Genomic DNA, 26,136 nt, shown 5'->3' with positions numbered 1-26,136 from the left:
CATACGCAGGGCCCGCTTTCCCCGGCCGGACGCCGGGCGTAGGCGGGCCCTGCGTCCTGTCGGCACAGCCGGGCGTCGTTCAGTTCGTCCAGGGTCAGGCCGCCGGGATGCACCAGGGCGTCGCGGATGTCGTCGCGGCGCAGAAAGGCGGCGAAGACGGTGCCGGCCGGGAACGGACCGCGTGCGGCTTCGTCCGCCGGTAAGGGCCGCCGCCTCGGAGGCCCTTTTCGGTCTTTCAGCCCGTGGTGGATGCGTGCAGCTGTGCTGTCGCCAGTCCCGGTTGATCCTCCGAGAGTTGCTCCAGTGCGACGCCGTCCGGCCGCCAGATGCCGCTGCGGCCGATGGTCCGGTACGGCCCGGTGGCCCCGACGTACTGGGAGACCGCGACCCACAGGCCGAGAGCCGCCGCGCGTGAGGTCTGCTCGAGCAGACGGTGCTTGTCGCCGGTCGCGTACAGGGCGCTGACGACGTAGGCGTCGGCTCCGGCGTCGCGGGCAGCGCGGGCATGCTCGGGGACGGCGGCGTCGTAGCAGACGGCCAGGCCGAGGCGCCAGCCCTCGATCTCCAGGATGTGGTGCCCGGCGCCGGGCAGGAAGATGTCCTGCTCTTCGCCGTGCAGGTGCATCTTGGCGTACCCAGCAGTTCTGTTCACGGTCTCGGCGGACGACGCGCGGGTGGACCCGCTGCACGCCCGCAAGATGTGCGCGGCACTGCAGCACTCCACCAGCGCCACCGCGCCGGTGGTGCTCCGATGCGAGTCGGGTGTCGGGCACAAGAGCCGCTCGGTGAGCCGGGCGGCATCCCTCGCCGCCGACACCCTTGCTTTCCTCGCCCACCACACGGGGCTCGAGATCCCGGAGTGAGGATCGTGCCGCTCTCCGGGTGGAGGGCGGCACGATCAGTTGTGCGGTCAGTGCGGGATGTTGTCGATCAGCTCGCGTGCTCCCTGGCGGAGGAGGGCGACGGCGACCGAGGTGCCGAGGGTGGCGGGGTCGAGGGGGCCGGCCCACTCGTGGGCGTCGAGGACGGTTTTGCCGTCGGGGGAGAAGACGCGGCCGCGCAGGGAGAGGCGGCCGTCGCGTTCGGCGCGGGCGAAGCCGGCGATCGGGCTGTTGCAGTGGCCCTGGAGGACGTGCAGGAACATCCGTTCGGCGGTGGTCTCGCGCCAGGCGGCGGCGTCGTTGAGGGCGGTGACGGCGGCGATGGTGGCGGCGTCGTCCTCGCGGCACTGGAGGGCGAGGACGCCGGCGCCGATGGGTGGGCACATGGTGTCGACGGAGAGGATCTCGGTGGCCCGCTCGGCGAGGCCGATCCGGGTCAGTCCCGAGGCGGCCACCAGGAGGGCGTCGGCCTCGCCGGCGTCCAGCTTCTCCAGTCGCCGGTTGACGTTGCCGCGGAACGGGACGCAGGTCAGGTGCGGGTGCGAGACGGTCAGTTGGGCCACTCGGCGGACGGACGAGGTGCCGATCCGGGTGCCGGGCGGCAGCTCGTCCAGGGTCAGGCCGCCGGGGTGCACCAGGGCGTCGCGGATGTCGTCGCGGCGCAGGAACGCGGCGAAGACCGTGCCGGCCGGGAGCGGGCGGTCGGCGGGGACGTCCTTGACGCAGTGCACCGCGAGGTCGGCCTCGCCGGCCAGCAGCGCGGCGTCCACCTCCTTGGTGAACGCGCCCTTGCCGCCGAGCTCGGAGAGTGCGCCGGTCCAGCGGTCGCCGGAGGTGGTGACGGGCACCACCTCGGTCCGCAGGCCGGGGTGGAGCGCGGTCAACTCGGTTCGGACGCGCTCGACCTGGGCCAGGGCCATGGGGGAGGAGCGGGAGACGATCCGGATCGGACCGAGGGGGGCGGGCGGCGGCGTCGACGGCATGGCGACCACGATAGAGCGCGCCGTGCCGCCGGTGGGACTGCCGACACCGGTGGTCTCGCGGTAGCGTGCACCAGTCGGATCAGTAGTCGCACGAACAGCCGAGCATTGAAGAGGAGTTCGGATGGCCGAGACGCTGGGGACCGCGCTCCCGGCCGGGCGGACGCCGAGTTGGGGACGTGCCGCCGGACCGGGACGGTTGGACTCGGTCCTGCCGCACGTCGCGCTCGCGTCGCTCTTCCTGCTGGGCTACACCGTCCTCGCGGCCCTGCGCTACCAGCGATTCGGCTCGCCCTCCTGGGACTTGGGCATCTTCACCGAGGCGGTGAAGGGCTACGCGCACTTCCACGCGCCGGTGGTCTCGATCAAGGGTCCCGGCTTCAACGCGCTCGGCGACCACTGGTCGCCCGTCCTCGCGCTGCTCGCGCCGTTCTTCTGGCTCTTCCCCTCCGCGATGACCCTGCTGGTCGCCCAGGCCGCGCTGTTCGCCTGGTCGGTCGGCGTGGTCTCGGACAGCGCGGCCCGGGTGCTGACCCGCAACCGGGGGCTGCTGATCGGCACCGCGTACGGGCTCTCCTGGGGCCTTCAGCGGGCGGTGGACGCGGAGTTCCACGAGATAGCGTTCGCGGTGCCGCTGCTCGCGTTGGTCGGCCGGCAGCTGCTGTTGGGCCGCTGGGAGCGTGCGGCCTGGTGGGCGCTGCCGCTGGTGCTGGTCAAGGAGGACATGGGGCTGACCGTCGCGGCGGTCGGCGTCGTCCTCGCCCTGACGGCCCGGCGCTGGTTCACCGCGGGCGTGCTGGTCGTCTTCGGGCTGGGGTTCACCGCGCTCACGGTCTTCCTGCTGATCCCGCACTTCAATCCGCAGCACCACTTCGACTACTGGTCCAAGCTGCCGGGCGGCACCCACCCCAAGCTCTGGCAGGTGCTCAGCGGCCCGTTCACCCGGCTGACGGTCTGGAAGACGACCGGGTGGCTCTTCGGAATCGTCGGGTTCCTGGCCCTGCGCTCGCCGCTGGTGGTGCTCGCGCTGCCCACGCTGGCCTGGCGGTTCGGCTCGTCCAACCCGATGTTCTGGGGTCCGGACTGGCACTACAACGCGACCCTGATGCCGATCCTCTTCCTCGCGCTGGTGGACGCGGTGCAGCGGCTGGGCCGCTCCGCTCGTCCGGGCCTGCGGGCGTTCGCGGACGGGATGGTGCCGGCCGCGCCGGGCATCGCGGTGGCCTGCCTGGTGAGCCTGCCGGTCGGGTTCGGCGGCCTGGCCGACCCGGCGGCCTGGAGCGGCGGGCAGCACGCGGCGGTGTTGCGGGCGGCGATCGCGCAGATCCCGCCGGATGTCCGGGTCGAGTCCTCGATGGGACCGCTGGCACAGCTGGCGGCGCGCGACGACACGTACTGGCTCGGCGGCTGCACGCCGGTGCCGCCGGAGTACCTCCTGGTGGACCGGGACGGCTGGGGCGACGCGCCCACCGACATGCCCGGGTACGCGTCGGCGCTGCACCCGGGCGCGCGCTACGGCGCGGTCTTCGACCGGGGCGGTGTCGTGGTGCTGCGCCGACTGCCGTGAGCCCTGGGGCCGTTGGGGCTGTTGGTCAGCCCAGGCAGCTGCAGTTGGTCATCAGCGCCTCGACGCTCCGCACGTAGCCGGGGTTGGGGATCACCTCGGTGCCGGTGGCGGTGGCCACGCCGGTGGTGGGGTCGGTGGTGCTGACGGTGTTGTAGTGGACGCTGCCGGCGCCCGCGTTGTAGGCCGCGACGACCACGTCGAGCAGCGGGCTCTTGCCGGTGACCGGGTCCGGCGACAGGTCGTACTTGCCGCCGAAGTCCGAGTCGCCGTAGTAGGCGACCAGTTCGTCCAGCAGCTCGGCGCCCAGGTCGGTGTTGCCGGCCAGCGTCTGGACGTCGTTCCTGGTGCCGAACTTGCCGTTCATCCAGGTCGCGGTGGCCGGCATGATCTGCATCGTGCCGATGCCGCCGTCGCAGGCCTGGATGGCCGACTGCCAGCCGCTCTCCTGCCAGGCGATCGCCTTGACCAGATTGACGGGCAGCGGCGGGAGCTTGTCGGTGCCGCCGCTGCCGAGGGTCAGCGTCCTGGACTTGCCGGCGGCCGCGGTGAGCGCGGCGGAGACGTCGCCCTGCGGCTGGTTGGTGCCGTTGAAGCTCTTGCAGCCGCCCTGGGCGGGCGGCGTCTGCGGGGCGGCGACCGGCGGGGGCGGCGGTGCGACCGGGCCGGGCTTGGCGGTCGGCGCGGGCGCGGCGGAGGCGGCCGCCTGGGCCTTGGCTGTCGTGCCGCCGGACTTGGCGGAGGCCGTCGCGGAGGGGCCGCGTGAGGCCGAACGGGTCGCGGACGCACTGGGCGAGGCGCTGAGCGACGTGCTCGCGGACGTGCTGGGGCTCGGCGACGCGGCGGGCGAGTCGCTCGGCGCGCCGGTGGGGGACGGGAGCTGGGCGGCGGGCGGGTCGGCGACCGTGACGGTCCGCACGTCGGCGGTGGTGTGCTTCGCCCCCAGGTCCGAGACCCCGTAGGCCGCGAACGCGCCTACCGCCGCCACCGCCGCCAGTCCTGCCGCGGCCTTCTGACGCTTGCCCATGGTCATGATCCCCACCCCGTTGTGTCTCCGACCCTGTGCTCACACAGGAGTTCGCCATCGTACCCATTGCTCGAACGGTGATCGATGCCAGATTCGGCTGTTTGAGTTTGGGTGATTCTGCCGACTCTGCGCGCGATGGCTCGTAATTGAGTGTTAGTTATTGACCGATGATGTGGAATTTTGATTCCCTTGCTCCGCACCAGCACCCCTCCCGAGCACCTCTCACCACCCAGGAGATGGCATGAAGAAGGCGTGGGCCGCGCTGCTCGCCGCCGCGATGACGGCGGTGCCGCTGACCGTCGTCACGGCGGCGGCGACACCGGCGGCCGCACTGGACAACGGGCTGGCGAAGACGCCCCCGATGGGCTGGAACGACTGGAACACCTTCGGCTGCGACGTCAGCGAGAAGCTGGTCGAGCAGATCGCCGACAAGCTGGTCGCCAGCGGCATGCAGCAGGCCGGCTACCAGTACGTCAACATCGACGACTGCTGGATGGGCAAGTCCCGGGACGCGGCCGGCAACCTGGTCCCCGACCCGGTCAAGTTCCCGGACGGCATCACCGGCGTCGCCGCGTACGTGCACAGCAAGGGCCTCAAGCTCGGCATCTACGAGAGCGCCGGCACGATGACCTGCGCCGGCTACCCGGGCAGCCTCGGCCACGAGGACGCGGACGCCGCTTCGTTCGCGTCCTGGGGCGTGGACTACCTCAAGTACGACAACTGCTACAACCAGAACGTCCCCGGCCAGCAGCGCTACAAGGCGATGGGCGCGGCGCTGGCCAGGACCGGCCGGCCGATCGTCTACTCGCTCTGCAACTGGGGCAACGAGAACGTCGCCTCCTGGGGCGCGGGCGTCGGCAACCTGTGGCGCACCACCGGTGACATCAGCGCCGACTTCGGCTCGATGCTCGGCAACTTCCACACCAACGTCGCGCTGGCGGCCGGCGCCGGACCGGGCGCCTGGAACGACCCGGACATGCTGGAGGTCGGCAACGGCATGACGCCGACCGAGGACCGGTCCGAGTTCTCGCTCTGGGCCGCGATGGCCGCGCCGCTGATCTCGGGCGCCGACCTGCGCGCCGCGACCCCGCAGACCATGGCGATCTACACCAACCGCGACGTCATCGCGGTCGACCAGGATCCGCTGGGCAAGCAGGGCGTGGAGATCGCGCACAGCGGCGGCCTGGACGTGCTCGCCAAGCCGCTCGCGGACGGCAGCGTCGCGGTCGCCCTGTTCAACGAGAACGCGACGACGGCCACGATCAGCACCACCGCCCAGGCGGTCGGCCTGGGCGCGGCCAAGGGCTACACGCTGCGCGACCTGTGGAGCAAGGCGACCACCGAGTCGCCGGGCACCATCAGCGCCGCCGTCCCGGGCCACGGAACCGTCCTCTACCGGGTGGCGAAGACCGACAAGCCCGGCCAGTACGCGCCGAGCATCGCACTGAACACCGCGATCCCGGCCCAGTTGGACGGCGCCACGGCCACCGTGACCTCGGCCTTCACCAACAACGGCAGCTCGGCGGTCGGCCAGGTCACCCTCGGGCTGAACACGCCGGCCGGCTGGAAGGTCGAGCCGCTCACCGCCACCGGATTCGGCACCGTGCGCCCGGGCCACATGGCCATCGCGGCGTTCCGGATCACCGCGCCGACCGTGCTGACCGCGCCGATCGAGACCGACACGCTGACCGGGACGGCCACCGCCCGCTGGAGCGGCGGCAGCACCGCGGCCGACTCGCCGGGCACCGTCCGGATCGCCGCCCCGGTGCATGCGCCGTACCTGACCTACAGCGACACCACGGCGGTCTTCGGGCAGTCCGGCACCCGCCTCGGCCTCCTCGGCGGCGGCGCCGACGCCTGGGGCAGCACGGACGAGTACAGCGCCGTCTACCAGCACGGCGCCGAGCACGACGGCTCCACCACCATCGTGCAGGTCACCGCCCAGGCCGCCACCAGCAGTTGGGCCAAGGCGGGCATCATGGTCCGCAACGACGTGACGGCGCCGGGCAGTTCACCCGGCTACCTGATCCTCGCGGTCACCCCCGGCAACGGCTACGTCCTGCAGTGGGACAGCACCGGCAGCGGCCAGCTCAACAGCAACTCCTCCCCCTCCAACTCGGGTCTCGGCACCGCGAGTTACCCGACCTGGCTGAAGCTGGTGCGGACCGGCACCAGCTACACCGGCTCCTACTCCACCGACGGCACCACCTGGACGACGGTCGGCACCGCCACCGTCCCCGGCGTCGCGGCCGCCCAGGACGCGGGCGTCTTCATGACCGCCCACAACAACAACGGCGGCACCACCGGGGAGGTGGACTTCGATCACCTGACGCAGAGCTGATCGACTGAACGGCAGGGGCGGGTCTCGGCGGAGACCCGCCCCTGCGGGCATGAGCTCAATCGGACATCGTGCCCGGGGACCACACGCCGAGCCACTGCTCGGCGCCGTAGTCCTCGAACCGCTCCACCTCGGTGAACCCCAGCTTCGCCGCGACGCGCGCCGAGGCCTCGTTGGCGGTCTGGCTGGAGAGCACCACCGGCTCGCCGGGATGCGCGTCGGCGAACCAGCCGAGCACCGCCGCGCACGCCTCGGTGGCATACCCGCGCCCCCACGCCTGCGGCAGGAACATGTAGCCGAGCTCGGGCTCGCCGCCTTCCGGACGGACGTGACCCTTGCGCTCCGCGTCGCGCCGATCGAGCGTGATCATGCCGATCGTCGCCCCGTCGAGCTCGACCACGAAGAAGCCGAAGCGCTGCCCCGGCACCTCGGGCATCGCGCGCTCGAGCTCGTCACGCGGCCGAGCACCGCCGACGTAGGTGCCCACCTCCGGTGAGGCGAACAGGTCGATCAGAGCCGCACGGTCCCGGGCCTCGGACTCGCGGAGCACGAGCCGCTCGGTCCTGATCGGAGCAGGTGGCCAGGCGACGGGGTGCACGGTGATCTCATCCGGCATGGAACGGCTCCTGATCGTCTCGGCCACACGGTATGACCTCGTATGGCCATTGCGGGCAACGACTTCTGACGTCGCCACCATCGAGACGCGCTCCGACGAGATGCCAGTTGCGCGCAATCGCTGACACGAGCAGCCGTTGTCCCGGCTTCGCTGACAACCGTCCCGACTTCGCTGTCACAAGACAGCCACCGATATATCGGTGAGCGTTGACGAGCGACAGTTAGCGATATATCGTCGAAGCATCGAGACAGTACTTCGAGAGGAAGTACCGCCGATGAACCGAGAGGTGGTGCGCATCATGCGCGCGGAGTACTCGTTCGGCCCTGGCGGCCGGAGCAGGCGTGGACAGGGCAGGCGGCGCGGGCCGGGCTTCGGCGGGCTGCCGGGAGAAGGGGGAGAGCGCGTCGAGGGGCGCGGGCGCGGGGGGTTCGGGCCGCCGTTCGGCGGTGGCGGGCCGTTCGGCGGTGGGCCCTTCGGGCACGGCGGCGGTGGCCGGGGGCGTGGGCGGCACGGCGGGCGGGCGCGGCGCGGGGATGTCCGTGCCTCGCTGCTCGCGCTGCTCAAGGACCGGCCGATGCACGGCTACGAGATGATCACCGAGATCGGTGGGCGGACCGACGGCGCCTGGCGCCCCAGCCCGGGTTCGGTCTACCCGACCCTCCAGCTACTGGAGGAGGAGGGCCTGATCGCCGCTCAGGAGTCCAGCGGCAAGCGGCTGTTCACGCTGACCGACGCGGGCCGCACCGAGGCCGAGGCCGGCCCGGCGGAGCCGTGGATGCAGACCGGCCGCGAGGTCGGCTGGGAGGCGGTCCAGGAGGTCGGCCAGGCGCTCGCCTCGGTCGAGCAGGCGATCCGCCAGGTGATGGGCACCGGCACCGAGGAGCAGCGCGCCAAGGGGCTCGCGGTCCTCGTCGAGGCCCGCAAGAAGCTCTACCTGATCCTGGCCGAAGAGGCGTGAGGAGAAGGTGAGAAGGAGCACAGGGGTGGTCTATTCCAGTGGCGGTGCGTACTCGTACCGCCACCGGGAGCGTCCCTTGGCGTCGTACTCCTTGGCCCGGACGTAGCGCAGCGTCTGGGCCGGCACGTCCCCGTGCGCGGGTACCGGGACCCGGTAGACCTTGGGTACGCCGTGAAACGGGGACAGCAGGATCGGCAGCACCTGCCCGTCCAACGGCCCGCCCACGAATTCGGTGTCCGCACTCCTCATTCGCCCAGCTTCGCACCTGATCGGGTACGGACCCAAACCCCCGGGTCCGCAGTAGCCCGGCGCTCCCTTATCCTGCTCAGTACGCCCTCGGGGTTCACCCGGGTCAGCGGCCCCGTGCGGGCCGGGTGGCGCGCAGAACTGCGCCTGCCCGCCGAGCTCCGTTCTCGCGTTCCGCACAGTGGACCAGGCGTTGGCCGACCGGTGACCCCGGCTCCGGCCGCCCGGCCGATCGACCTTGCGCTCCCGGGGAAGCAGCGGGTGGCGCGGGACGTTGCGTCGGATGTGCGTCGAGCGCTGTGCCACCCAGACACAGCAGGTGCGAAAGGGGACCGATGGAAGCCAGCAGCAGGTGGACCACGTGGTGGCAGCGACGCGATCGGCAGCGCACCGGAACGGATGCCTACGCCGCGACCTCCCCGGCGGCCCGACTCGATCTGCTGCTCGCCGCCGTGCGGGCCGGCTTCCCGCTCGCCCCCGCCGCCCATCCGGCCGGCCATCGCTGCTCCTGCGACCGGGTCGGCTGTCCGGCCCCCGCCCAGCACCCGGTCTCGTTCGCCTGGCAGTCCCAGGCGACCACCGACGCCGAGCAGCTCGCCCGCTGGCTGTCCCGTGATCCGCAGGCCAACTTCATCACCGCCACCGGGCGGGCCCACGACGTCCTGGACGTGCCGGCCTCGGCCGGACGGCTGGCGCTGGAGCGGCTGACCGAGGCGGGCGTCGAGGGGCCGGTGGCGGCGGTCGGCGAGGAGCGCTACCTCTTCTTCACCGCCACCCGCGGCACCCCCGCCGACGAGGACGAGTGGTGGTCCAGCGCGCTGGACACCCACCCGGACACCGTCTCCGAGCACCCCGGCCTGCGCTGGCACTGCCGCGGCTCGTACACCCTGCTGCCCCCGGCCGCGCTGCCGGACGGCTCCGAGGTGCGCTGGCTGCGCGGCCCCGAGCAGCCGCTGCCGGACTCGCTGCGCGTGCTGGACGTGCTGACGGACGCGTGCACCGAGGTCGGCGCGGTCGCCGAGGAGCAGTGGCTGATCGGCTGATCAGCTGATCAGCCGTCAAGCCCCGAGCTTCAGGGGAGGGTGAGGACCTCGGCACCGTCGGCCGTGACCACCAGCGTGTGCTCGAACTGCGCGGTGCGCTTGCGGTCCTTGGTGACCACGGTCCAGCCGTCCGGCCAGATCTCGTAGTCGTAGGTGCCCAGGGTGAGCATCGGCTCGATGGTGAAGGTCATCCCGGGCTTGATCACCTCGGTGGCCCGCTCGCTGTCGTAGTGCGGGACGATCAGGCCGGAGTGGAACGACGTGTTGATCCCGTGGCCGGTGAAGTCCCGGACCACGCCGTAGTCGAAGCGCTTGGCGTAGGACTCGATGACCCGGCCGATCACGTTGATCTGGCGGCCGGGCTTGACCGCCTTGATCGCCCGGTCGAGCGACTCCCGGGTGCGCTCCACCAGCAGCCGCGACTCCTCGTCGACGTCGCCGCACAGGTAGGTGGCGTTCAGGTCGCCGTGCACCCCGTGGATGTAGGCGGTGGCGTCGATGTTGACGATGTCGCCGTCCTGAAGGACCGTCGAGTCCGGGATGCCGTGGCAGATGACCTCGTTGACGGAGGTGCAGATCGACTTCGGGAAGCCGCGGTAGCCGAGGTCGGACGGGTAGGCGCCGTGGTCGCACATGTACGCGTGGGCGACGGCGTCCAGTTCGTCGGTGGTGACACCCGGCGCGATCAGCTTCGCGGCCTCGGCCATCGCCTGCGCGGCGATCCGGCTGGCGATCCGCATCTTGTCGATGGTCTCGGCCGTCTGCACCTCGGGCCCGGTGTACGGCGTCGGCGCGGGCTTGCCGACGTACTCCGGACGGGCGATGTGCGCCGGAACCTTGCGGACGGGGGACTGGGTGCCGGGAACGAGGTGAGCCATGGCCGCGATTCTATCCCGCAGGCCTGTTCCACCCCGGTTGTGTGTGCGAGAAGGACGGCCGGGAATGATCTCCCCGAACGAGAGGAAGAGGCCCATGCCCCTGGGATTCGGCCGCAAGCCCACCGGAAAGCCGGGCGAGTGGTTCTACTGCGTCAAGCACGGCAAGGTCGAGGAGGGACCGGAGTGCCCGGCCAAGGACCGGCTGGGCCCGTACGCCACCCGCGAGGAGGCCGCGCACGCGCTGGAGATCGCGGCGGAGCGCAACCGGGAGTGGCAGAACGACCCGCGCTGGCACGACCGCCCCGCCGAGGAGGGGGAGGACCGGGACTGAGCCGGCGTCAGGCTGCCGGGGCCACCTCGGTGGCTTCGGCCGTCCGCTCCCGCTGGGCGCGGACGGCCGCCGCGTGCGGGTCGGTGCGGGAGTCGTAGGCGAGCAGCTTCGGCAGCACGGCGGCCAGTCCGAGCACCCCGGCCACGCAGGCCAGCCCGCCCATCCAGATCGAGCCGCGCACCCCGACCGTCCCGGCCATACCGCCGGCCCGGACCTGGCCGAGCTGCGGCCCCACCGAGTAGCTCAGCAGCTCCACGCCGGCCAGCCGGCCGCGCAGCTCGTCCGGGATCGACTGGTTCCAGATGGTCGACCGGCCCATCCCGCTGATCATGTCGGCGCCGCCCGCCACCGCCAGGAAGAACAGCACCAGCCAGAGGTTGCCCACCAGCCCGGCCAGCGCCATTGCTGCGCCCCAGCCGAGCGCCGCCAGCACCACCATCCGCCCGTGCCGGTGCACCCCGGACGCCCACCCGCTGGTCGCCGAGACCAGCAGCGCGCCGACCGCCGACGCGCCGTACAGCAGGCCCAGCGCCCAGTGCGCGTGCAGGTCGTCGGCGAGGAACGGGAAGATCGCGACGGGGAACGCGAAGAACATCGCGACGATGTCGACCACGTAGGTGCCCAGCAGTTCCGGACGGCTCCAGGCGTACTTCACGCCCGCGACGATCGCCGCGACGGACGGCCTCGAAGCGCCGCTGGGCGGCGGCACCGCGCTGAGCCGCGCGAGCAGCAGCAGCGAGACGGCGAACGTGGCGACGTCCAGCGCGTACGCGGTCTGCACGCCCGCGAACGCCACGACGAACCCGGCCAGTGCCGGGCCGAGCACCGAACTCGTGCTGCGGTAGAGCGAGATCAGCGCGAAGGCGGCGGTCATCTGGTCGTGCTCGACGATCCGCGGGACGAGGGTGTCCAGCGCCGGGCGCTGGAGGCCGTCCACGGCCGCGACCAGCGCGGCGACCAGGTAGATCGGCCAGAGCACGGGGTGCGGCAGCAGCGCGTTGACCAGCAGCAGCGCGGACAGCAGGCCGAGTCCCGCCTCGGAGGCCAGCACCAGCTTGCGCCGGTCCAGCGCATCGGCCAGCGCGCCGCCCCAGAGTCCGAAGAAGATCAGCGGCAGCAGTTCGACCGCGCCGATCAGGCCGACCGCAAGGTAGGAGCCGGTGAGGTCCTTGACCTGCAACGGGACGGCGACGTAGGTGAGGAAGCTGCCGAAGGAGGAGACGCAGCCCGAGCCCCAGAGCAGCCGGAAGTCGCGGGAGGTGCGCCAGGGGGACAGATCCGGGCGGATCCTGCCGAACAGGCTGGGACGGGTACTTCGGCTGTCGTCGCTCACGTGAGGTCATGATGCGCGGGCCGGCCGCTGCGGGCAACGGGATTTCGCCACGCCCGCCGCAGGTCGGCTACCAGCGGTTGACCGGCTCGGTGCTGAAGGTCGCCAGCAGCCGGGAGAGCCGCGAGCCGGCCCGCCGCCGTTCCCCGGCCGCCGCGCTGACCAGGTGCTGGACCAGGTCGAAGCCCGGCTCGTCCGGGCTGTCCACCGTCAGGCTCTCGTGCGCGAGCGCCGACAGCTCCGGGTCGCCCGCCTCCAGCGCCAGCACCGTCGCCCCGGCGCGCCGGGCGTCCTGCACCCGGTCCAGCAGGACGGCGTCGGCCGCCACCGGTGTGACCACCAGCACCGTCTCGCCGCGCCGCGCCTGCGCCAGCCGCCGCAGGTCGTGCCGCAGGTGCGCGGGCGCCCCGGCCGGGACCTCGTGCCGCACCAGCGCCGGGGCCAGCAGCGGCGCGCCGGACCAGGACGCCTCGTCGCGCAGGTGCGCGGCCAGGTGCCACGGTTCGTGCTGCGGGGTGCCGACCAGCAGCAGCCCGCGGGCGGAGCGCCGGGTGACCGAGCCGCGCAGCGCCCCGGCGAAGGCGCGGGTCGCCGCGAGCAGGCCCGAGCCGGCGCTCGGGCCGCCCAGCCGTCCGCCGACCGGTGCGCCGCTGTCGAAGGTGAGCTGCTCGGTGAGTTCCGACACTCGCATCGCGTCCATGCGCACAGGATGGAGCCGTTCGCACGTCGCCGAAAGGCTCTTCACCCCAGCGTCCCCCGATCCGGTGACGGGACTGCGCTGTGAAGATCGTGTGACGACACGGCGGGCCCGGCGCCACCCCGCTGCGGGTGGTCGACGGCCTTCGGCGAGAATGGGGGCCGACAGACCCCGACCCCTGGAGCCGGCCGCCATGCCCCGCAACGCCCTGTACGCCTCGATCGTCTTCGTCCTCGCGGTGGCCGCCGCCGTGGTCTCCTTCGTGCAGGGCAACTGGTTCGGCGTGATCTGGGTGCTGCTGGCCGGCCTCTCCAGCAACATGGCCTGGTTCTACCTCCGCAAGGAGCGCCTGGCCCAGGCGGCCGACAGGAACTGATCCGCGGGGTCAGTGCGTCCAGAACCGGAACAGGTACTGCCCCGCCTCGGCGAACCCGTCCTGGACCCCGAACAGGCCGAGGATGTCGTGCACCAGGCCGAAGAACCACTGGTTCACCTGCGACTGCCAGAGCACCACGAAGACCGCCATCAGCCCGTACGGCGCGAAGGGCTGCACCGCGCGGCGGGTCTTCAGCGAGAGCCAGGGCTCGACGATCCCGTAGCCGTCCAGGCCGGGGATCGGCAGCAGGTTCAGCAGCGCGGCGCTCACCTGGAGCAGGCCGAGGAAGGACAGTGCGGCCGCGAAGGAGCTCACCGGGTAGCCGTTGACCGCGATGCTCGCCGGCAGGTCGTCCAGCCAGCCGGCGCCGACCGGCACCAGCAGCAGCACCGCGCAGAGCAGGTTCACCAGCGGCCCGGCCGCCGAGATCAGGCTGTGCTTGAGCCGCCCGTGGATGCGGTGGCGCTCGATGAAGACCGCGCCGCCCGGCAGGCCGATGCCGCCGAGGATGACGAAGACCACCGGCAGCACGAAACTCAGCACCGCGTTGGCGTACTTGAACGGATTGAGCGTCAGATAGCCCTTGGCGCCCACCGTGATGTCCCCGCCGTGCAGCGCGGTGCGGGCGTGCGCGTACTCGTGCAGGCAGAGCGAGACCATCCAGCCGGCCACCACGAAGAGGAAGACGCCGAAGCTCGCGGTGCCGTACCCCGTCCACACCGCCCAGCCGGAGGTGCCCAGTATCGCCAGCAGGACCCAGAACACCGGACTGATCCGGCGCTCCTCACTACCCGGGCGTCGTGCGTCGGCATAGCTCATGGTGTTCGGGTCTCCGGGGGGACTGGGCATCGGGCGGGCTGACCCGACCGATCATGCCGGGCGGTACGGCTGCGGACAAACGACAGGACAGAATGGTCAGGTGTTCTACGGCATCCTCGGCACCACCACGGCCCAGCACGACGACGGCACACCCATCCCGCTGGGCGGTGCCCGGCTGCGTGCCCTGCTCGCGGCGCTGGTCCTGCGCCAGGGGCGGCCGGTGCCGGCCGACGCGCTGGTCGCCGAGGTCTGGGACGGCGAGCAGCCGCAGGACTCGGCCGCGGCACTGCAGACCCTGGTCGGGCGGCTGCGCCGGACCATCGGACGGGACGAGGTCGGCTCGGGCCCCGGCGGGTACTGGGTGACCGGGCGGGGCAGCGACCTGGGCCGGTTCCAGGAGCTGGCCGACCGCGGCCGCACGGCGCTGGAGTCGGGCGCGCCGGACCAGGCCGCCCAGTCGCTGCGGGCGGCGCTGGCACTCTGGCGCGGACCGGCGCTGGCCGACCTGCCGGACCGCTCGGGCAGCGCGGTGCGGCTGGAGGCGCAGCGAACCGAGGTGCTGCGCCAGCGGATCGCCGCGGACCTGGCGCTCGGGCGGGCCACCGCGGTGACCGCCGAACTGGCCGGCCTCTGCGCGGACCGGCCGCTGGACGAGCCGCTGCACGTGCTGTGGATCCGCGCACTGCACCAATCCGGGCGTACGGCCGAGGCGTTGAGCCGCTACGAGGCGGTGCGGCGGGCTCTGGCGGACCGCCTCGGCGTCGACCCTGGTATGCAACTCGCTGAACTGCACCGGCAGTTGCTCGCCGCCGACGGCCCGCGCAGCGCGCCCGAGCCCGCAGCTGCGCCGCTGGCTGCCCCCGCCCCGCCGCCGACCGGCAACCTGCGGGCCAGGCTGACCAGTTTCGTCGGCCGCGAGCAGGATCTCGACGCGCTGGCCGGTTGCCTGGTCCCCGCCATGACCCGGTTGGTGACCCTGACCGGCCCGGGCGGATCGGGCAAGACCAGGCTCTCGATCGAGGCCGGCCATCGCGCCCAGGCGGCCGGGCTCTGGCCCGACGGCACCTGGCTGGCCGAACTCGCCCCGCTGGACAGCCCGTCCGCCGTACCGGGCGCGGTGCTCTCGGTCCTCGGCCTGCGCGGCACGGTGCTGCACCTGGCCGACGCCGCCGAGGGCCGCCCGGAGGACCCGCTGCGCCGGATCATCGAACGCTGCGGTCCCGCCCGGATGCTGCTGATCCTGGACAACTGCGAGCACCTGATCCAGGCCGCCGCTGAACTGGCCGACCAACTCCTTGCCGAGTGCCCGGGGTTGACGATCCTGGCGACCAGCCGTGAGCCGCTTGGGGTGCCCGGCGAGGTGGTCCTGCCGGTCGAGCCGCTGCCGGACCCGACGGCGCTGCGGCTGCTCGCCGATCGCGGCGCCGCCGCCCGTCCGGGCTTCGACCCGGCCGAGGACCCGGCCTCCTGCACGGAGATCTGTCGCCGACTGGACGGCCTCCCGCTCGCCATCGAGCTGGCCGCGGCCCGGCTGCGCAGCATGACTCCGGGCCAGCTGGCCGCCCGACTGGACGGCCGCTTCGCCCTGTTGAACCGCGGCAGCCGGACGCTGCTGCCGCGCCAGCAGACGCTGCGCGCGGTGGTCGACTGGAGCTGGGAGCTGCTGGACGCGCGCGAGCGCGCGGTGCTGCGCCGGCTCTCGGTCTTCGCGGGCGGCTGGACACTGGAGGACGCCGCCCAGGTCTGCGCCGACGGGCAGGAGGTGCAGTCCGCGGACGTGGCCGACCTGATCTTCTCGCTGGTCGACAAGTCCCTGCTGGTGGCAGGCCTGGACCCGGAGGGGCCGCCGCGCTACCGGATGCTGGAGACCATCCACGAGTACGCCGCCGAGCGGCTGGCCGAGGCGGCCGAGCCCGAGGTCGCGCTGCGCCACCTGGCCTGCTTCCGCGAACTGGTGCGCAACTCCGAACTCAACCTGCACGGCCCGCAACAGGTCCACTGGCTCGGGGTGTTGGAGCGCGAGAAGGACAACGTCCGGGCGGCGCTGCGCCGCGCGGTGGACGCCGGCGCCGAGGCCGACGCGCTGGTGCTGACGCTCGGCATGTCCTGGTTCTGGGCGCTGCGTGACTACCGTGAGGAGTCCCGGAGTTGGTTCGAGGCGGTGGCCGCACTCGGCCCCGACCCGTACGCCGACGACGCTCCCGCGCCGCAGCCGCTGGACCGCCTGCTGATCGAGTACCCGCTGCCGATGGCCGAGCCGGTCCTGCATGAGGCCCGGCGCCAGGTCCGACTCCTGCTGCTGGTCAGCAAGTTCGACGGCGGCATGGACGTGATCGGCGACGAGGGCTGCGTCGACCTGGCCCAGCGGGTGCTGCGGCTGTACACCCCGGAGCTGCCGCAGTCGTACACCGTCACCCCGCTGCTGAGGATCTTCGCGGGCTTCCTGTCCGGCTGGATGGACCGGATGGAGGAGCTGCTGGACGATGCGGTGGCGGGCTGCCGTCGCTACGGCCGGGACAGTGCGCTGGCGTTCAGCCTGCAACTGCGGGCGAAGATGTCCAACGACAAGGCGGGCGGCCTGGCCCAGGCCGAACGGGACGGTACCGAGGCGCTGGAGATCTACACCCGGCTGGGGGACAGCTGGGGCATGGCCGAGGCGTTCGGCGCGCTGGCCGAGACGGCCTCGCACGGCGGTGACCCGACCGCCGCCGCGCCGTACTACCGCCGGGCCATCGAACTGGCCGAGGAGCTGGGTGCCACCCAGGAGACCCCGGTCCTGCGGGTCCAGTTGGGTGAGGCGCTGCTGGCGAGCGACGAGGCGGCGGGCGAGAAGCTGATCACCGAGGCGCTGAACGGCCTGCGGCCCGGCGCCTCCGCTTCGGCCGGCCCGCTGTTCTTCGGGCACCTGGTACTCGCCGCGCTCTACGGATCCCGCGGTGAGTTCGCCGCCGCCGAGCGGGAACTGGACAAGCTGGACGCGGTCAACGGACAGTTCGGCAGGGCCGTTCCGGGAGTCTTCCAGGGGATGGTCTCCTGTTCCCGCGCCCTGGTGGCCGCACTGGCCAGCGACCTGCCGCGCGCGCTGACCGCCCTACGGCAGGGCCGGAACCAGCTCGTCGAGGTCTCCGGCACCGCCACCATCTTCGCCCAGCACGTCACGATGATGACGATGCCGGTCGCGGTCGGGGTCCTGGCGCAGCTGGCTGAGCGGGACGAGGACCGCGCACTGGCCGGGCGGCTGGTCCTGATCCTCGGCGCGCACGGCCAGGTGATGGTGCAGGGCTCCCACCTGCAACGACTGGAGCACGAGCGCTGCCGTGCCGTGCTGGTCGGGCTGCTCGGCGAGCAGGAGTACGAACGGGCGTACGCCGAGGGCGGCGGCCTCCCGTTCGAGGAGGCCGTCGCTCTGCTGGACGAGGTGGTCGGCTGACGGGTCGGCCCGTCAGGCCTTCTTGCGGAACCGCGCGACCGCGAGCGGCGCGGTGATCGCGGTGATTCCCACCGACCAGATCAGCACCATGGTCACCGAGTGGGCCAGCGGCCCGCCGTTGATCAGGCTGCGGCAGGCGTCCGCCAGGTTGGAGAGCGGGTTGTAGCGGGTGAAGGCCTGTAGCCAGCCCGGCATGGTGCTGGTCGGCGCGAAGATCGAACTGCCGAACTGCAGCGGCATGATCACCACCATGCTCACCCCCTGGACGGCCTGCGCGCTGCGCATCACCAGGCCGAGCAGCATCGAGATCCAGACCATCGACATGCCGAAGGCCATCGAGAGCCCGACTGCGGCGAGCACGCCCAGCGGACCGGTCTTCAGCTGGAGGCCGAGGATCAGCGAGAAGCTGATCAGGACGGCGAAGGAGACCATCCCCCGGCAGGCCTCGGCCAGCATCTTGCCGACCAGGACCGAGGAGCGGGCGATCGGCAGGGTGCGGAAGCGGTCCATCACGCCGGTCTGGAAGTCGGTGTTCAGTCCGGTGCCGACCGCCATCGCCAGATTGAGGCCGGTGGTGCCCAGCAGCCCGGGGATCATGTACTGCTTGTACGCCTGCTGGCCGCCCGAGACGGCGCCGCCGAAGACGTAGACGAAGAGCAGTGTGAAGATGATCGGCACGACCACCGCGTCGAGCATCGACTCCGGGTCGGCCTTGATCCGCATCAGGTTGCGGCGGGTCAGCGCGCCGATGTGGCGCAGGTTGCCGGCCAGGCCGATCCGGCCGTCCGGTACGGGGTAGGTCACGGTGCTCATGCCTGGGACTCCTTCGCTGCGGCTGCGACAGCGGAGCTGCCGGTGATGGCGAGGAAGACCTCGTCCAGACTGGGCACTTGGGTGTCGATGCCCGCCACGCCGAACCCGCGGGTGCCCAGCACCCCGATGACGGCGGTCAGTTGCTCGTCGCCGGTGATCGGCACCGCGAGCAGTCCGGCGTCGGTCGACACGCTCGCGCCGACGATCCCCGCCTCGCCCAAGCAGTGGGCCATCTCCGGGAGTTCGGCCGCATCGACGGCCCGGATCTGCAGGGTCTGGCCGCCCACCTGGGCCTTGAGGCCCGCCACCGACCCGGCGGCGATCACCCGGCCGCGGTCGATCACCGTCAGGTCGTCGGCCAACTGCTCGGCCTCCTCCATGTACTGGGTGGTGAGCAGCACGGTAGTTCCCTCGCCGACCATCCGCTGCACCTCGGCCCACACCTCGTTGCGGGTGCGCGGGTCAAGCCCGGTGGTCGGCTCGTCCAGGTAGAGCACCCTGGGCCGCCCGATCATGCTGGCCGCCAGGTCCAGCCGGCGCCGCATGCCGCCCGAGTAGGTCTTGGCCTCGCGCTTGGCGGCCTCGGTGAGCGAGAAGCGCTCCAGCAGCTCGGTGGCGCGCGCCTTGGCGTCCCGGCCGGAGAGGTCGAGCAGCCGGCCGATCAGGTAGAGGTTCTCGTAGCCGGAGAGCAGCTCGTCGACCGAGGCGTACTGCCCGGTCAGCCCGATCGTGCGGCGCAGCTGCTTGGGCTGGCGCAGCACGTCGAACCCGCCGACGACGGCGCTGCCGGCGTCCGGCTTGATCAGCGTGGAGAGCACCCGGATCAGCGTGGTCTTCCCGGCGCCGTTCGGGCCGAGCACGCCGAGTACGGTGCCCTGCTTGACGGTGAGGTCGACGCCGTCCAGCGCCTTGGTCGCGCCGAAGTGCTTGACGATGCCGCGGGCCTCCACTGCGTTGCCGGAGTCTGGGGCGTTGCCGGAGTCGGGCCGGCTCCCGGTGCGCTGCCCCCGGTCGGTCGGGGCGGTGACGGTCTGTGTCATGCCCCCAGGCTGTCCGGCCGTGCTGTCAGCCCGCTGTCAGGGCGCTGTCGCCCCCGACAGCGGGCTGTCATGCCGCTCCTGCGGTTACCAGATGCCCGCGAACGGGACGTCGCCCGGGGAACCGAAGAGGAACGAGGTCGCCGCGGTGGCGTTGTCGTTGCTCAGGTAGAACCTCATGGTGCTGGGGTCGAGGGCGCCGATGGTGTCCGTGCCGTCGCCGTTCCAGTCGCCGACCATCGGGGTCCAGCCGGGGTTGCCGAACGTCTTGGTGATGGCGGAGGTGCTGTTGTCGTTGCTCAGGTAGAAGGTGCCGGTGCTGGGGTCGTAGGCGCCGATGGTGTCCTTGCCGCTGCCGGTCCAGTCGCCTGCGAGTGGGATCCAGCCGGGGTTGCCGAACTTGATGGGGGTGATGGAGTGGGCGTTGTCGTTGGTGAGGTAGAAGATGCCGGTGCTGGGGTCGTAGGCGCCGATGGTGTCCTTGCCGCTGCCGGTCCAGTCGCCTGCGAGTGGGATCCAGCCGGGGTTGCCGAACCTGATGGGAGCGGAGGCGGTGGCGTTGTCGTTGCTCAGGTAGAACGTGCCGGTGCTGGGGTCGTAGGCGCCGATGGTGTCCGGGCCGGGGCCGGCCCAGTGACCTGCCAGGGGCTTCCAGTTGGGGTTGCCGAACGGCAACGCATGGCTCAGCGTGTCACCGGCCCGGTCGCCCTCGTAGAAGGTCCCCGTGCTCGGGTGGTAGACGCCGACCGAGCTCGCGGGGCGGATGGGGGTGCCGTTGATGATCGCGCTGCCCATGGCCTGCTGCGAGGCGAGCGACTGGGGGGTGGTGGAGGTGGCGGTCGCGATGCCCCTCCAGCGGAAGCCCATCAGGTACGTGACCCGGGGGTCGGCGGCCGCCAGGGCCTCGTAGTCGGGCAGGGCGTTGGCGACGGCGCCGTCGCTCGCGTCCCGGCAGTCGCCGCCCAGGCGGTCGGTGCTGGCCTCGGGGACGAGGAACATGTGTGTGTTGGAGGCGGCGCCTCCCACCTCCTGCTCCAGCGTCCCCAGCAAGTTGGCCAGGACGGCCCGACCATGGCAGTAGCGGTCGAAGCCGACCAGGTCGACGCCGGCGGGCACCGGGTAGTTCGTCGTGTCCCCGATGGTCGTATAGGCCATGGTGAGGACCATCGGCTTGTCGGGGAACGCGGCCCGCACGTTGGTAACGACGTCCCTCAGCTGCTGCTGCGTCAGGGCTGGGTTACCGGGGCCGTGGTCCAGGTAGGGCTCGTCCTGCAGGTAGACCGCGCCGACCTTCTCGATGCTGGCCCCCAAAATCTGCACCAGCTGTGCGAGGGCGGTCGGGCTCGCTTCGTACTTGTCCACCGAGAGGATGCACGATGAGGGCAGGCAGTAGTCCAGGAACCCGGTCGTCGGGTCGCCGGCATAACCCGCGTTGCTGAAGTACTGGTTCAGGTTGGTCCAACCCGCGGCCTCGGGAGCGCGGTTGACGGGGGAGCTGGCGGTGGCGTCGGTCACGTCGGACGAGTCGAAGTAGCCGTCGAAGCTGAGCCCGCCCACCATCGACAGCCGCAGGTCGTCGACCGTGCTGACGTCATTCGCATTCGCCGAGCCGCCCAGGTACACGTAGCCGTCGCGCGGGTAGGCGTTGGTGGGGGTGGGCACTGTGAAGCTCGTCCCGTTGACGACGAGCGTCGCCTGCGGCGAGGTGCCGTCGAGTACGGCCATCGACACGTCGTACGAGGGAGCGGCGGTCACCTGCTGCTGGGCGGACCACAGCGGGGTGCCGGCCTGGAAGAGCTGCAGCGCGCCGTTGACCTGAATCTGCAGGCCGAGCGCGACGTCGGATCCCTGCACCGAGCCGGTCGCCGTCGCGGAGTTGCTCACGACCAGCGAGGACGAGTCGGTGCTGCTCGTGCTGCTCGTGCTGTTGGCCACGGGCGTCAGCACGGCGTGCACCGTGTAGGTGCCGGAGAGGTCGGCCGTGACGGGCTTGTTGAGGCGGACGGCCGCCCTGGTCAGCGAGAGCACGTTGGGGTACGCGGGGCTGTTGACCTGCACGGAGGCGGTGGGGTCGCCCGCGCCGGAGGCCACCGTGTAGCCGCTGGTGGCGACGGTCGGCTGGCGGGCGCTCAGATCGTCGTTCAGCCCGTGGTCGGGGTTGTTGTTCGGCGCGCCGTCGAAGGTGTCGACGAGCGGCTTGATGCTGGCACTCGCGACGGTGTCGACGTTGCTCACGGTGAGCCCGTTGCCGTTGCCGTCGCCGAATGTCGTCACCTCGCTCGAGTTCGACTGGCTCGCACCGAGGTACAGGTAGGAGCTGCTCGGCCAGCGGGTGACGGAGCTGGGTGTCGAGATCCCGGTTTCCGCGACGCCGTTGATCGACAGCGCGACCGTCGGCACCGCGCCGGTGAAGACCGTCAGCGAGACGGTGAAGACACCTGTGTTGGGGGTGACCTGGCCGGTCCAGAACGGGGTCTTGGCGTGGTACAGCGTGAGCGTCCCATTGGACGCCACGGTCAGGCCGAGGTCGACGTCGCTGTTGGTCGCGATGCCCGTGCTGCGGTGGCTGCGGCTGAGGGCCAGGGAGGCCCAGTCGCTGCTGCCGGTCTGGCCCACCACGGGTTCGACGGTGGTGCTGATGGTGTACTGGCCGTTGGCGTCGGCGAGCGCGGGCGCGCCGAGCATGACGGCGGAGGTGCCGCCGTTGAAGAAGCCCAGCTTGTTCGGGTGCTGTGCGTTCCCGGTCTGCACGTCCGAGGGGTCCGGCGCGTTCGTGTTGCTTCCCACCGGCCCCGAGACCCGGGTGTAGGCGATGCCCTTGGCGGACCCCGTCTCGCGCTTGTCGAGACCGACGTTCAGGCCGTACATCGGAGTGGTGTCCGAGGTCGACGGCAGGGTGAACGAGTCGGAGAAGCTCCCCGAGCCGTCGAGGCTCGCGACGGCGGGCCCGGTCGCCGCGGCGGCGACGGTCGTCCCCACCCCGAGCGGTAGCGTCGCCAGCACCAGCGCCGTGGCGGCGCCAGTGGCCAGTCGGCGGCCCAATGTTCTTATGTGTAGCACCAGTTGTCTCCCCTGAGGAGCGACCGGCAGCAGTTCTGCCACCGCAGGGGGACAAGGAAGGCCGACGGCATGCCGCCGGTGACGTTGGTGCTGTGGAAAACCCCTGGTCACGGCCCTGACAGGCGCGCGGACGACTGTCGGCCGCCCCCCTTGCGCGGAGCTTATGCGACGCCGTCGACGGCGGAGTGAGTGGCCACCTCACTCCGCCGTCGCTGCCGGTCCGTCAGTGGAAGCTGTGCTCTGCGGCCGGGAAGCTGCCGCCCGACACGTCCGCGGCGAACTCCCGTGCGGCGTCGCCGAGTACGGCGCGCAGGTCGGCGTACTGCTTGACGAACTTCGGCACCCGTCCGGCGGTCATGCCGGCCATGTCCGTCCAGACCAGCACCTGGGCGTCGCAGTCGGGGCCGGCGCCGATGCCGACGGTCGGGACCGACAGCGACGCGGTGACCTGGGCGGCGAGCTCGGCCGGGACGGCCTCCAGCACCACGGCGAAGGCGCCGGCCTGCTGGACGGCCTTGGCGTCGCGCTGGAGCTTGTGCGCCGCCTCGTCGCCGCGGCCCTGGACGGGGTAGCCGCCGAAGGCGTGCACGGACTGCGGGGTCAGCCCGATGTGGGCCATCACCGGCACCCCGGCGTCGACCAGCAGCTCGATGGTGCGGGCGCTGCGCTCGCCGCCCTCCAGCTTGACGGCGCCCACCCCGGCCTCCTTCATCAGCCGGGCCGCGTTGTGCAACGCCTGGGCGGGGGACTCCTGGTACGAGCCGAACGGCATGTCGCCGACGACCATCGCGCGCTTCGTTCCGCGCACCACGGCTGCGGACAGCATCGTCATCTGGTCCATCGTTACCGGCACGGTCGTCTCGTAGCCGAGGTGGCAGTTGCCCGCCGAGTCGCCGACCAGCAGGACCGGGATGCCGGCCTCGTCGAAGACGCCGGCGGTGAGCGCGTCGTAGGCGGTGAGCATCGCCCAGCGCTCGCCGCGCTGCTTGGCGGCGGCCAGGTCGCGGACGGTGACGCGGCGGTTGGTGATCCCGCCGTAGAGAGAGGTGCCCGCCGGCGCAGAGGGGGTGTTCGGCGTCTGGGCAGGCGAAAGCGGAGAAGCGTTCATGGAACAGGCTCCTGAAGGGTTGTCGTCTCGTGGCGCCGTGCGGCGTCCCCGGATCCCCTCCATGCTTGCACGCCGTCGCGGTGCTGCAAAAGACCCGTGCCGTTGCCGAATGTTTATTCGATACGGGTCTGTCTCGTATCGAAAAGCGGCTACGCTGAGAGAGGATTTACGAGACGAGCGCGTCTCGTAGAGCAGGAGCACTTTCGTCCCGGACGGGGAACACGTATGACCACTGCCGTAGCCGCCGCGCCACCGCGCGTGCCGGAAGCCATCCACCGCCGCCGCTGGGTCATCCTGAGCACGCTGGTCCTCGCGCTGCTGGTCGTCGTGCTGGACAACTCGATCCTCAACGTGGCGATGAAGACCATCGCGACCCCGGCTCCGGTGGGTCTGGGCGCCACCCAGAGCGACCTCGAATGGGCGATCAACTCCTACACCCTGGTCTTCGCCGGCCTGCTCTTCACCTCCGGCCTGCTCGGTGACCGCTTCGGCCGCAAGAAGGCGCTGCTCGCGGGCATGCTGGTGTTCGGCCTGGGCTCGCTGCTCTCCGCGCTCGCCACCGGTCCCGGGGAGCTGATCAGCTTCCGCGCCGTGATGGGCCTCGGCGGCGCCTTCGTGATGCCCGCCACGCTGGCCATCATCATGAACGTCTTCGAGCGCAGCGAGCAGCCGAAGGCGATCGGCATCTGGGCCGGCGCCGTGGGCCTGGCCATCGCGATCGGCCCGATCACCGGCGGCCTGCTGATCGAGCACTTCTGGTGGGGCTCGGTCTTCCTGATCAACGTGCCGATCGTGGCGGTCGCCCTGGTCCTGATGTTCGTGCTGGTCCCGGACTCCAAGGACCCGAACCCCGGCAAGCTCGACCCGATCGGCGTACTGCTCTCCATCGTCGGCCTGGTCGCGCTGATCTACGGCATCATCAAGGGCGGCGACCTGGCCTCCGTCACCGCCCCCGAGGCCGTCGTCCCGGTGCTCATCGGCGTGGCCGCGCTGGTCGCCTTCGTCCTGCACGAGAAGCGGACCAGCCACCCGGCGCTGGACGTCACCTGGTTCCGCAACAGGGCGTTCTCCACCTCGGTGACCGTGGTCGGGATGGTCTTCTTCGCGCTCATGGGCGTCTCGTTCTTCGGCGTCTTCTACACCCAGAGCGTGCGCGGCTACAGCCCGCTGGCGGCGGGCGCGCTGATGCTGCCGCTGGCCGTCGCCCAGCTGCTCTTCGCGCCGCGGGCCCGGCTGGTGGTGGACCGTCTCGGGGTTCGCGCCACCTGCGCCGGCGGCATGGCGCTGATCGCGATCGCCTTCCTCGGCTACCTGCTGCTCGGCACCGACACCCCGATCTGGGTGCTGGAGGTGATCGGGTTCGTGATGGGCGCCGGCATGGCGCACGTGATGCCGCCGGTGACCGTCGCCATCATGGGCTCGCTGCCCCGCGAGAAGGCCGGCGCGGGCTCCGCGCTGAACAACACCTTCCGCCAGGTCGGCGGCTCGCTCGGGGTCGCGGTGCTCGGCGCGGTGCTCTCCACCGTCTACCGCAACGGCATCAGCGACCACCTGAGCGCGCTGCCGGCGGGCATGCGGCAGACGGCCGGCGAGTCGATCGAGGCCACCCTCGGCGTCGCGGGCGCGCTCGGCCCCAAGGGCCAGGCGCTGGTCCACCCGGCGTACGACTCCTTCATCCACGCCATGCACGTGGTGGCGGGCCTGTCGGCCGGGGTGACGCTGGCCGGCGCGCTGCTGGCCTGGTTCTTCCTGCCCGCCAAGGTGCCCGGCGCTCCGGCCGGCGGCCCGGCCGCCCCCGCGGAGGCTTCCCGCGTCGCCGAACCGGTGCGGCAGGCGAAGGCCTGACCGGTCCGATGGAGAATGGTGACATGGACACGGATCGTCAGACCCCTCCCAGCGCCCTCGCCGTGGAGCCGCACTGCGCGGCGCCACGGCGGGGGCGTCCGCGCTCGGAGGCGGCGGAGCAGGCCATCTTCGCGGCCATCGAGCGGCTGATGATGGAGGGTGCGGGACTCGGGGACCTGACCATCGAGGGCATCGCCCAGGCCGCCGGGGTCGGCAAGGCGACCATCTACCGGCGCTGGCCCAACAAGGAGGCCCTGCTGGTCGACGCCGTCGTCCGGCTGGAGACCCCGGAGCCCGAGCTGAGCGGCAGCAGCGCCCGGCAGGATCTGATCGAGACCCTGGAGTACATGCGGCGCCGCGGGCTGGACAAGCGCTCGCGCTGGGTGCTGATGGTCATCTTCCACCAGCTGCACTCGCTGCCCGAGCTGAAGTCCGTGTACTACGACCGGGTGATCCAGCGCCGGCGCCAGGTGATCCGGGACGTGGCCCGGCGGGGCGTCGCCTCCGGCGAGTTCCGCGCGGACCTCGATCTCGACCTGCTGGCCGAGATGCTGGTCGGGGCGATGCTGGTGCGCACCGTCCTGTGGGACGACTCGCCGCTGGACGACCCCGCGCTCCCCGTCACCATGGTGGACGCGCTGCTCTCCGGTCTCGGCGGCCCGGCCCACGCCGCCGCGCGCTGATCCGGCCGTGCCGGAACTGCGGGTGACCGGTCGAGCGTCTGTCCCGTCATAGGCTGGGCCGAGAATCCGATCATTT

The 26,136-nt window shown here is 71.8% G+C and carries 23 protein-coding genes and 1 pseudogene; 10 read left to right on the top strand and 14 right to left on the bottom strand.

The genetic code is table 11. From position 1 onward, the window contains the following. Window positions 1-74: 74 nt before the first annotated feature. Together P3T37_RS21370 and P3T37_RS21365 are read right to left on the bottom strand one after the other, a co-directional pair. Window positions 75-176: pseudogene (locus P3T37_RS21370) on the bottom strand (hydroxymethylbilane synthase); the annotation flags it as partial. 59 nt (window positions 177-235) lie between these two features. Further along, a complete protein-coding gene (locus P3T37_RS21365; RefSeq protein ID WP_280725349.1) occupies window positions 236-625 on the bottom strand; it encodes a nitrilase-related carbon-nitrogen hydrolase in 390 nt (129 codons plus the stop codon). Window position 626: 1 nt separating this feature from the next. On the opposite strand from P3T37_RS21365, the gene P3T37_RS21360 reads away from it, so the two are divergent. Next, a complete protein-coding gene (locus P3T37_RS21360) occupies window positions 627-863 on the top strand; it encodes a prolyl oligopeptidase family serine peptidase (protein ID WP_280725348.1) in 237 nt (78 codons plus the stop codon). Window positions 864-910: 47 nt separating this feature from the next. Here P3T37_RS21360 and hemC read toward each other — a convergent pair whose 3' ends face one another. Continuing rightward, entirely contained in the window at window positions 911-1,864 is a 954-nt protein-coding gene (hemC, locus tag P3T37_RS21355; RefSeq protein ID WP_280725347.1) for a hydroxymethylbilane synthase, read from the bottom strand. 121 nt (window positions 1,865-1,985) lie between these two features. Between hemC and P3T37_RS21350 the strand changes: the two genes are divergently transcribed. Continuing rightward, on the top strand, window positions 1,986-3,428 hold the full coding sequence (locus P3T37_RS21350) for a DUF2079 domain-containing protein (protein ID WP_280725346.1): 1,443 nt from the start codon (window positions 1,986-1,988) through the stop codon (window positions 3,426-3,428). Window positions 3,429-3,453: 25 nt separating this feature from the next. Here P3T37_RS21350 and P3T37_RS21345 read toward each other — a convergent pair whose 3' ends face one another. Then, complete coding sequence (locus P3T37_RS21345) at window positions 3,454-4,452, bottom strand: transglycosylase SLT domain-containing protein (protein ID WP_280725345.1); 999 nt, start codon at window positions 4,450-4,452, stop codon at window positions 3,454-3,456. Window positions 4,453-4,729: 277 nt separating this feature from the next. Between P3T37_RS21345 and P3T37_RS21340 the strand changes: the two genes are divergently transcribed. After that, window positions 4,730-6,793 (top strand): NEW3 domain-containing protein, encoded by a 2,064-nt coding sequence (locus tag P3T37_RS21340; RefSeq protein ID WP_280725404.1) that lies wholly within the window; start codon window positions 4,730-4,732, stop codon window positions 6,791-6,793. 55 nt (window positions 6,794-6,848) lie between these two features. Here the strand turns inward: P3T37_RS21340 and P3T37_RS21335 are convergent, their stop codons facing one another. Next, the gene (locus tag P3T37_RS21335; protein WP_280725403.1) at window positions 6,849-7,406 is read right to left on the bottom strand and encodes a GNAT family N-acetyltransferase; all 558 of its coding nucleotides are present in this window, start codon (window positions 7,404-7,406) and stop codon (window positions 6,849-6,851) included. A 274-nt stretch (window positions 7,407-7,680) separates the two neighbouring features. Between P3T37_RS21335 and P3T37_RS21330 the strand changes: the two genes are divergently transcribed. Then, window positions 7,681-8,364 carry a PadR family transcriptional regulator gene (locus P3T37_RS21330; RefSeq protein WP_280725344.1) on the top strand — a complete coding sequence of 228 codons (684 nt, stop codon included), beginning with the start codon at window positions 7,681-7,683 and terminating at the stop codon, window positions 8,362-8,364. A gap of 30 nt (window positions 8,365-8,394) precedes the next feature. Here P3T37_RS21330 and P3T37_RS21325 read toward each other — a convergent pair whose 3' ends face one another. After that, on the bottom strand, window positions 8,395-8,613 hold the full coding sequence (locus P3T37_RS21325; protein ID WP_280725343.1) for a hypothetical protein: 219 nt from the start codon (window positions 8,611-8,613) through the stop codon (window positions 8,395-8,397). A gap of 332 nt (window positions 8,614-8,945) precedes the next feature. Here P3T37_RS21325 and P3T37_RS21320 point away from each other — a divergent pair, with 332 nt between their 5' ends. Then, window positions 8,946-9,653, top strand: coding sequence for a bifunctional DNA primase/polymerase (locus P3T37_RS21320; protein WP_280725342.1), 708 nt, complete (start codon window positions 8,946-8,948; stop codon window positions 9,651-9,653). Between the two features lie 29 nt (window positions 9,654-9,682). Here P3T37_RS21320 and map read toward each other — a convergent pair whose 3' ends face one another. Beyond that, window positions 9,683-10,540, bottom strand: coding sequence for a type I methionyl aminopeptidase (gene map, locus P3T37_RS21315; RefSeq protein ID WP_280725402.1), 858 nt, complete (start codon window positions 10,538-10,540; stop codon window positions 9,683-9,685). Between the two features lie 85 nt (window positions 10,541-10,625). Between map and P3T37_RS21310 the strand changes: the two genes are divergently transcribed. Continuing rightward, entirely contained in the window at window positions 10,626-10,862 is a 237-nt protein-coding gene (locus P3T37_RS21310; RefSeq protein ID WP_280725341.1) for a hypothetical protein, read from the top strand. Window positions 10,863-10,869: 7 nt separating this feature from the next. On the opposite strand, the gene P3T37_RS21305 is transcribed toward P3T37_RS21310, so the two are convergent. Together P3T37_RS21305 and P3T37_RS21300 are read right to left on the bottom strand one after the other, a co-directional pair. Further along, entirely contained in the window at window positions 10,870-12,195 is a 1,326-nt protein-coding gene (locus tag P3T37_RS21305; RefSeq protein ID WP_280725340.1) for an MFS transporter, read from the bottom strand. A gap of 67 nt (window positions 12,196-12,262) precedes the next feature. Beyond that, window positions 12,263-12,892, bottom strand: coding sequence for a hypothetical protein (locus tag P3T37_RS21300; RefSeq protein ID WP_280725338.1), 630 nt, complete (start codon window positions 12,890-12,892; stop codon window positions 12,263-12,265). Between the two features lie 190 nt (window positions 12,893-13,082). Between P3T37_RS21300 and P3T37_RS21295 the strand changes: the two genes are divergently transcribed. After that, window positions 13,083-13,265 carry a hypothetical protein gene (locus P3T37_RS21295; RefSeq protein WP_348533263.1) on the top strand — a complete coding sequence of 61 codons (183 nt, stop codon included), beginning with the start codon at window positions 13,083-13,085 and terminating at the stop codon, window positions 13,263-13,265. Between the two features lie 9 nt (window positions 13,266-13,274). Here the strand turns inward: P3T37_RS21295 and P3T37_RS21290 are convergent, their stop codons facing one another. After that, the gene (locus tag P3T37_RS21290; RefSeq protein WP_280725336.1) at window positions 13,275-14,084 is read right to left on the bottom strand and encodes a site-2 protease family protein; all 810 of its coding nucleotides are present in this window, start codon (window positions 14,082-14,084) and stop codon (window positions 13,275-13,277) included. Window positions 14,085-14,184: 100 nt separating this feature from the next. Between P3T37_RS21290 and P3T37_RS21285 the strand changes: the two genes are divergently transcribed. Then, the gene (locus P3T37_RS21285; protein WP_280725335.1) at window positions 14,185-17,514 is read left to right on the top strand and encodes a BTAD domain-containing putative transcriptional regulator; all 3,330 of its coding nucleotides are present in this window, start codon (window positions 14,185-14,187) and stop codon (window positions 17,512-17,514) included. A gap of 12 nt (window positions 17,515-17,526) precedes the next feature. Here the strand turns inward: P3T37_RS21285 and P3T37_RS21280 are convergent, their stop codons facing one another. From P3T37_RS21280 to panB, 4 genes are all read right to left on the bottom strand, one after another. Continuing rightward, on the bottom strand, window positions 17,527-18,327 hold the full coding sequence (locus P3T37_RS21280; protein ID WP_280725334.1) for an ABC transporter permease: 801 nt from the start codon (window positions 18,325-18,327) through the stop codon (window positions 17,527-17,529). Further along, window positions 18,324-19,367 carry an ATP-binding cassette domain-containing protein gene (locus tag P3T37_RS21275; RefSeq protein ID WP_280725333.1) on the bottom strand — a complete coding sequence of 348 codons (1,044 nt, stop codon included), beginning with the start codon at window positions 19,365-19,367 and terminating at the stop codon, window positions 18,324-18,326. The genes P3T37_RS21280 and P3T37_RS21275 overlap by 4 nt, the downstream gene beginning before the upstream one ends. Window positions 19,368-19,451: 84 nt before the next feature. Next, window positions 19,452-22,424 (bottom strand): hypothetical protein, encoded by a 2,973-nt coding sequence (locus P3T37_RS21270; RefSeq protein WP_280725332.1) that lies wholly within the window; start codon window positions 22,422-22,424, stop codon window positions 19,452-19,454. A gap of 223 nt (window positions 22,425-22,647) precedes the next feature. Further along, complete coding sequence (gene panB, locus P3T37_RS21265) at window positions 22,648-23,532, bottom strand: 3-methyl-2-oxobutanoate hydroxymethyltransferase (protein WP_280725331.1); 885 nt, start codon at window positions 23,530-23,532, stop codon at window positions 22,648-22,650. Window positions 23,533-23,757: 225 nt separating this feature from the next. Between panB and P3T37_RS21260 the strand changes: the two genes are divergently transcribed. Together P3T37_RS21260 and P3T37_RS21255 are read left to right on the top strand one after the other, a co-directional pair. Next, window positions 23,758-25,377: a DHA2 family efflux MFS transporter permease subunit gene (locus P3T37_RS21260; RefSeq protein WP_280725330.1), complete on the top strand. Its 1,620-nt coding sequence runs from the start codon at window positions 23,758-23,760 to the stop codon at window positions 25,375-25,377. Between the two features lie 23 nt (window positions 25,378-25,400). Then, window positions 25,401-26,060 carry a TetR/AcrR family transcriptional regulator gene (locus P3T37_RS21255; protein ID WP_280725329.1) on the top strand — a complete coding sequence of 220 codons (660 nt, stop codon included), beginning with the start codon at window positions 25,401-25,403 and terminating at the stop codon, window positions 26,058-26,060. Window positions 26,061-26,136 lie beyond the last annotated feature (76 nt).

Origin of the sequence: Kitasatospora sp. MAA4 (genome assembly GCF_029893355.1) — a bacterium.
In the GTDB taxonomy this organism is placed as follows: domain Bacteria; phylum Actinomycetota; class Actinomycetes; order Streptomycetales; family Streptomycetaceae; genus Kitasatospora.
Note: the sequence above shows the minus strand (reverse complement) of the source record. Positions and strands in the feature narration are given on the sequence as shown.